Origin of the sequence: Sandarakinorhabdus rubra (assembly GCF_010994245.1) — a bacterium.
In the GTDB taxonomy this organism is placed as follows: domain Bacteria; phylum Pseudomonadota; class Alphaproteobacteria; order Sphingomonadales; family Sphingomonadaceae; genus Sandarakinorhabdus; species Sandarakinorhabdus rubra.
In genome coordinates this window covers 1-5473 of record NZ_WMHO01000178.1, presented here as the reverse complement: position 1 = coordinate 5473, position 5473 = coordinate 1, and the positions used below count along the sequence as shown (strand labels likewise).

Here is a 5473-nt window from a genome sequence, read left to right as displayed (position 1 = left end):
CGCCACTTCGCGGCCAGCCAGCGCCCGCACCACGAACCGGTCCCCCAGCGGGCGCACCAGGGCGACGCGGCCATCACTGCCGGCCACCAGCGCGCCGCCGCCATCGCGCGACAGCGCCACGTCCGCCGGCCGGAAGTCGGGCAGCGCATTGCTGGCCAGTCGCGCGGCCTGCGCGGCATCGGCAAGGCGCGCCGAAGCCGCAAAGCCCAGCGCCCGCGCCAACCAGATCAGGAAGGCCACGCCGAGGATGGAAAAGAGCAGCAGGCCGCCCAGCTCAGCCCCCCGACAATTGCTTCAGCAGCGGCAACAGCCCGGCGACATTGTAGCCGCCGCGCCCGGCCGCAGCGATGATGGTGGCGGGATCACCGCCAGCCTGCGCCGCTGCCAGCGCCCACAGGTTGCAGCTGCGCGTGCCCGACCGGCAGAAGGCCAGCACCGGGCCGTTGTGCATGGCATCCGCCATCGCCGCCACCTGATCGGCGTTGAAGCCGGTGTGATCGATGGGAATGGCGACATAGGCCAGCCCGGCATCGGCGCAGGCCGCCGCGAGCTCGGCGCCGGCCGGCTGGTCGGCGCTTTCGCCATCGGGGCGGTTGTTGACGATGGTGCGAAAGCCCTGCTCGGCGGCGAGGGCCACATCGGCGGGGCTGATCTGCGGCGCCACGGAGACATTGTCGGTGAGTGTGATGAACATGGAAGAATCCTAGGCCCCTCCCCGGCCCCGCTCAATAGGGGATGAACTCGGTCTCGCCCGGCACCGGGGCAAAATGGCCCGCCCGCCAATCGGCCACGGCCTGGGCAATGCGCGCCGGATCATGGGAAACGAAGTTCCATTCGATGTGGCGCGGTTCGGGATGCGGCGCGCCGCCCAGCAGCATGGCGACGAGCGGCGTATCGGCCACCAGTTCGGCATCGCCGTCGCCAGCCACCGCCAGTGCGCCACGGGTCAGCGGCTCACCGTCCAGCCGGCCGGCGCCATCCACCAGATAGACGCCGCGCTCCCACCAGTCGGCCGGCAGCGCCAGCCGCGCGCCGGGCGCCAGTCTGAGCTCGGCATAGAGGATCGGATGCGGAAAGCGGACCGGTGAGGTGAGGCCCCACAGGCTGCCGGCGATCACCGCCGCTTCGATGCCATCGCGTGACAGGCGCGGCATGGCCTCGGCGGGATAATGATCGAAGGCGGGATCACATTCCGCCTCGCTCACCGGCAGCGCCACCCAGGCCTGGATGCCGTGCAGATGGTGGCCGGCGGCACGTTCGGCTGGCGGGGTGCGCTCGGAATGGACGATGCCGCGCCCCGCCGTCATCCAGTTCACGGCGCCGGGGTGGATGTCGATCACCGTACCCAGGCTGTCGCGGTGGCCGAGCGCGCCGGCGAACAGCCAGGTGATGGTGGCCAGGCCGATGTGCGGGTGCGGGCGCACGTCGATCCCGGCGCCGGGCGGAAAATCGGCGGGGCCCATCTCGTCGAAGAACACGAACGGGCCGAGGTGGCGGCGCTGCGGTGCCGGCAGCACGCGCGAGACCGAGAAACCGCCCAGATCGCGGGCGCGGCCGGGGATGGACTGGGCAATCGGCATGGGGGCGGCTCCTTGGCGGCACTGATAGCAAATCGCTGAGCCAAGTGACAGTTGGCGCCGCCGCAACGCCGGCCCAGATTGGCGCGGAAGGGGAGAATTTCATGCAGGATCTGGCAGGCAAGGTGGCGTTCGTGACGGGGGCGGCCTCCGGCATCGGGCTGGGCATTGCCGAGGCGCTGGCGCAGGCTGGTGTGAAGGTGATGATGGCCGATATCGAGGCCGATGCGCTGGAGCGCGCGGTGGCGCGGCTGGCGGCGACCAACGCCGATGTTGCCGGGGTGCGCGCCGATGTCTCCCTGAAGGCGGACCTGCAGGCCGCCGCTGATGCCACCATCGACCGCTTCGGCAAGGTCCACATCCTCGTCAACAATGCCGGGGTGGGCGGTGGCGGCGGCTATGGTGACTGGAACGATGCCGGCTGGGACTGGGTGATCGGCGTCAACCTGATGAGCGTGGTGTGGGGATTCGAGATTTTCGGGCCGCTGATGGAGGCCCACGGGGAGGGCGGACACATCGTCTCCACCGCCTCGATGGCCGGGCTCGTGGCGGCCGTGGCGCCGGGCTACAATGTGACCAAATATGGCGTCGTCGCGCTGTCCGAAGGGCTGCGGCCCACATTGGCGGCCAGGGGCATCGGCGTGTCGGTGCTGTGCCCGGGCTTCATCCGCACCCGCATCATGGAAAGCGCCCGCGCCGTGCCGGAACGGCTGGCCGGCAAGGTGCCGGTGGCCAACCCCGATGCGCTGCCGGCCGATTTTGCCGCCATGGTCGCCAAGGCCATCCAGAACGGCATCGATCCGCTCTATGTCGGCGAACTGGTGGTGGAGGCCATCGAAGGCGACTGGCCCTATATCTTCACCGACAACGAGTTTGAGTCCGGCGTGGACATGCGGTTTGCCGCCATCAAGGCTGGCTTCGACAAGATCAGGGGGCGGGTGCCGAGGCGCTAAACCGCCGCGATCGTCGTGCGGTGCAACAGCCTGGCGTGGCCCTGGTAGCCACCGGTGGCGGCGTGCAGCACGGAGCGGTTGTCCCACATCACCAGCATGTCCGGCTGCCAGCGGTGGCGATACTGGAACCGCTCCTGCCCCTGCCAGTGATAAAGTTCCACCAGCAGCGGCAGCGCCTCCTCGTCGGCCATCCCCTCGAAGCCGATGATATAGCCCAGGCAACTGAACAGGCCTTCGCGGCCGGTTTCGGGGTGCTTGCGGATGAACGGATGCAGCTGGGTGGCGCGTGCCGTTTCCGATGGGCGGATATCCATGGAGCGGCCCTTATCTCCAGCACCGTAAAAGCCATCGGGCGCATAGGCCTTCTGCGCCGAATGAATGGCTTGCCGCCCTTCGATGCGGGTGCGCAGTTCAGGCGGCATCTCGTCCAGCGCCCTGTGCTGGTTGGCGAACAGCGTGTCGCCGCCTACCGGCGGGATGGTGATGCCATAGAGGCAGGTGCCGGCCGGCGGACGCGCCTGAAAGCTCCAGTCGCTGTGCCAGTTTTCGGCGAACAGCGGTGCGGTCTCGTCGGCGTCTCGCTTGACGGCGATGATGTGCTGCCGGCCGGGGATGGGCGCGATGAACGGGTCCTCGCCAAAGCCGCCCATGGCCAGCGTGAAGGCCTCCAGATCATCATCCGTCAGCCGCTGATCGGGAAACACCAGCACGTGATGCTCCAGCCAGGCAGCGCGGATGGCGGCCATGTCGGCGGCAGCCAGCGGCCGGGTCAGATCGATTCCGGTCACCACCGCGCCGCAGGCTTGTCCCGTCGGTTCGACGCGCATCAACCTCTCCCCATTTTGCACTGATGCTGGCAGGGCTGGGGAGGTCAGGTCAATGCCCGCCGCCCATGGCACCACTGATTTTCACCCTGGGGATCAGCCACACGGCCGCCGCGGCGGCGAAGAACAGCAGCGCGGTGCCGGCATAGATGTGCAGATTTGCCAGGGTGGCAGCCTGCACCTCCAGCAGCCGGTCGATGCTGGCGCGCGCCTGCTCGGCTGAAAGGCCGGCGCTCTGCAGCCGGCCGATGGCAGCATCCACGCCGTTCATGCCCTCGGCCATGGCAGCGCGGACCTGGCGCGATTCGCTGTCCCAGCGGCTGGTGGCAATGGCGGCACCGATCGCCCCGCACAGGGTTCGGCAGAAGTTCATGATGCCGGCCGCCGATACGGTTTCCTCCGGCTTGACGCTGGCCATCGCAAGGCTGGTCAGCCCGATGAAGAAGAAGGGCATGCCGATCCCGGTCAGCAGATGCGGCAGAACCAGATCGAAATAGCTGCTGTCGGTGGACCAGAAGGTGCGCATTGCCGTGACCAGGCCGAGCCAGACGACCCCGAAGCTGACCGTAATGCGCGGATCGATCTTCGTAAGGGACAGCCCGGCCGCCGGCGCGATCAGCACGGAGAACACCCCTATCCACGCCACGGTATAGCCGGCCTGCGTCGCCGAATAGCCGAACACCGATTGCAGCCACAGCGGAGTCAGCACCACCACGGCGAAGAAGCTGCCAAAGCCGACGCTGATCACGCCCGTGGCGGCTGCAAAGCCGCGATGCCGGAAGATCTTCAGGTCCACGATCGGGTGATCGTCGGTCAATTCCCAGATGATGAAGGCGATGATGCCGATGGCTGAAACGATGGCCAGCACGACGATGTCGGTCGAGCCGAACCAGTCCTTTTCGCGCCCGGTGTCGAGCATGATCTGGAAGGCGCCGATGCCGATCACCAGCAGCACGAAGCCGATGATGTCGATGGGCTGGCGCCGCAGCGGGGTTTCAAACGGCTTCAGCGTGCGGCCCACGACGAACAGGCACAGCGCCACCACCGGCAGGTTGATGAAGAAGATCCAGTGCCAGCTGGCATTGTCGGAGATCAGACCGCCCAGGATTGGCCCGAAGATCGGCGCCGCCGTGGTGGTGGCCGCCCACAGGCCGATGGCGGCGCCCTGTTTCTCCTTCGGGAAGATCGACTGCAGCAGCGCCTGGCTCAGGGGCATGATCGGTCCGCCGGCGAACCCCTGCGCGATGCGGAACAGCACCAGCGCCTCGAGGCTCTGCGACAGGCCGCAGAGGAGGGAGAAGACGCCGAAACCGCCCAGCGCGACCATGAACCAGCGCACCGTGCCGAAGCGCATGGCGAACCAGCCCGACAGCGGCACCGAGATCGCCTCGGCCACCGAGTAGCTGGTCACCGCCCAGGTGCCCTGCGAGGGCGCCACGGCCAAGCTGCCGGCAATCGCCGGGATCGACACGTTGGCGATGGTGATGTCGAGCACCACCACGAAGTTGGCCAGCGCCAGGGTAAGCGCCGCGATCCACAGGCGCGCGCCGGTCAGCGGCGGCGGAGGCGCCGCCGTGCTCATTGGCCGCTGCCGGTCCGCGTATCAACCACCGCCGTCATCGACAGGCCGACCCGCAGCGGATGCGCCTTCACCTCGGCCTCGTCGAGCAGGATCCTGACCGGCAGACGCTGCACGACCTTGACCCAGTTGCCGGTGGCATTCTGCGCCGGGATCAGCGCGAAGGCTGCACCGGTGCCGCCAGCCAGCCCAACGACCTCGCCATGATAGGTGACGCTGCCGCCATAGAGATCAGAGGTCAGCTCGGCCTTCTGCCCGATCTTCAGGTTCGACAGCTGGCTTTCCTTGAAATTGGCATCGACGAACAGCCCGGTGGTGGGCACCAATGTCATCAGCACTGCCCCGGCGGCGATGCGCTGGCCCACCTGCACGTTGCGGTTGGTGACGATGCCGGACACCGGCGCGCGGATCACGGTCCGTTCAAGATCGAGGCGGGCGCGGGCCAGCACGGCCTCTGCCGCCCGGATGTCGGGCGCGGTGGCGACCGTGGTGCCGGCCACCAGCGCGGCCGCCGCCGCGGCATCACCGCGCGCCGATTGC

Annotated in this window: 6 protein-coding genes and 1 pseudogene; 1 reads left to right on the top strand and 6 read right to left on the bottom strand. The window is 68.3% G+C overall.

All coding sequences use genetic code 11. The features are described 5' to 3' along the window. The 3 genes and pseudogenes from GJV64_RS10875 to GJV64_RS10865 form a co-directional block, all read right to left on the bottom strand. Positions 1 to 240: pseudogene (locus GJV64_RS10875) on the bottom strand (hypothetical protein); the annotation flags it as partial. Positions 241 to 274: 34 nt separating this feature from the next. Further along, positions 275 to 694: a TIGR01244 family sulfur transferase gene (locus GJV64_RS10870; protein ID WP_164157250.1), complete on the bottom strand. Its 420-nt coding sequence runs from the start codon at positions 692 to 694 to the stop codon at positions 275 to 277. Positions 695 to 725: 31 nt separating this feature from the next. Continuing rightward, complete coding sequence (locus tag GJV64_RS10865) at positions 726 to 1580, bottom strand: pirin family protein (protein ID WP_164157249.1); 855 nt, start codon at positions 1578 to 1580, stop codon at positions 726 to 728. A 101-nt stretch (positions 1581 to 1681) separates the two neighbouring features. Between GJV64_RS10865 and GJV64_RS10860 the strand changes: the two genes are divergently transcribed. Then, on the top strand, positions 1682 to 2530 hold the full coding sequence (locus GJV64_RS10860) for an SDR family NAD(P)-dependent oxidoreductase (RefSeq protein ID WP_164157248.1): 849 nt from the start codon (positions 1682 to 1684) through the stop codon (positions 2528 to 2530). Here the strand turns inward: GJV64_RS10860 and GJV64_RS10855 are convergent. The 3 genes from GJV64_RS10855 to GJV64_RS10845 all read right to left on the bottom strand — a co-directional run. Next, positions 2527 to 3357, bottom strand: coding sequence for a TauD/TfdA dioxygenase family protein (locus GJV64_RS10855; RefSeq protein ID WP_164157247.1), 831 nt, complete (start codon positions 3355 to 3357; stop codon positions 2527 to 2529). The genes GJV64_RS10860 and GJV64_RS10855 overlap by 4 nt on opposite strands. A 49-nt stretch (positions 3358 to 3406) precedes the next feature. Next, the gene (locus GJV64_RS10850) at positions 3407 to 4936 is read right to left on the bottom strand and encodes a DHA2 family efflux MFS transporter permease subunit (protein WP_164157246.1); all 1530 of its coding nucleotides are present in this window, start codon (positions 4934 to 4936) and stop codon (positions 3407 to 3409) included. Further along, the coding region (locus GJV64_RS10845; RefSeq protein ID WP_164157245.1) for an HlyD family secretion protein at positions 4933 to 5473 on the bottom strand (541 nt) is incomplete at its 5' end. The genes GJV64_RS10850 and GJV64_RS10845, both read right to left, overlap by 4 nt.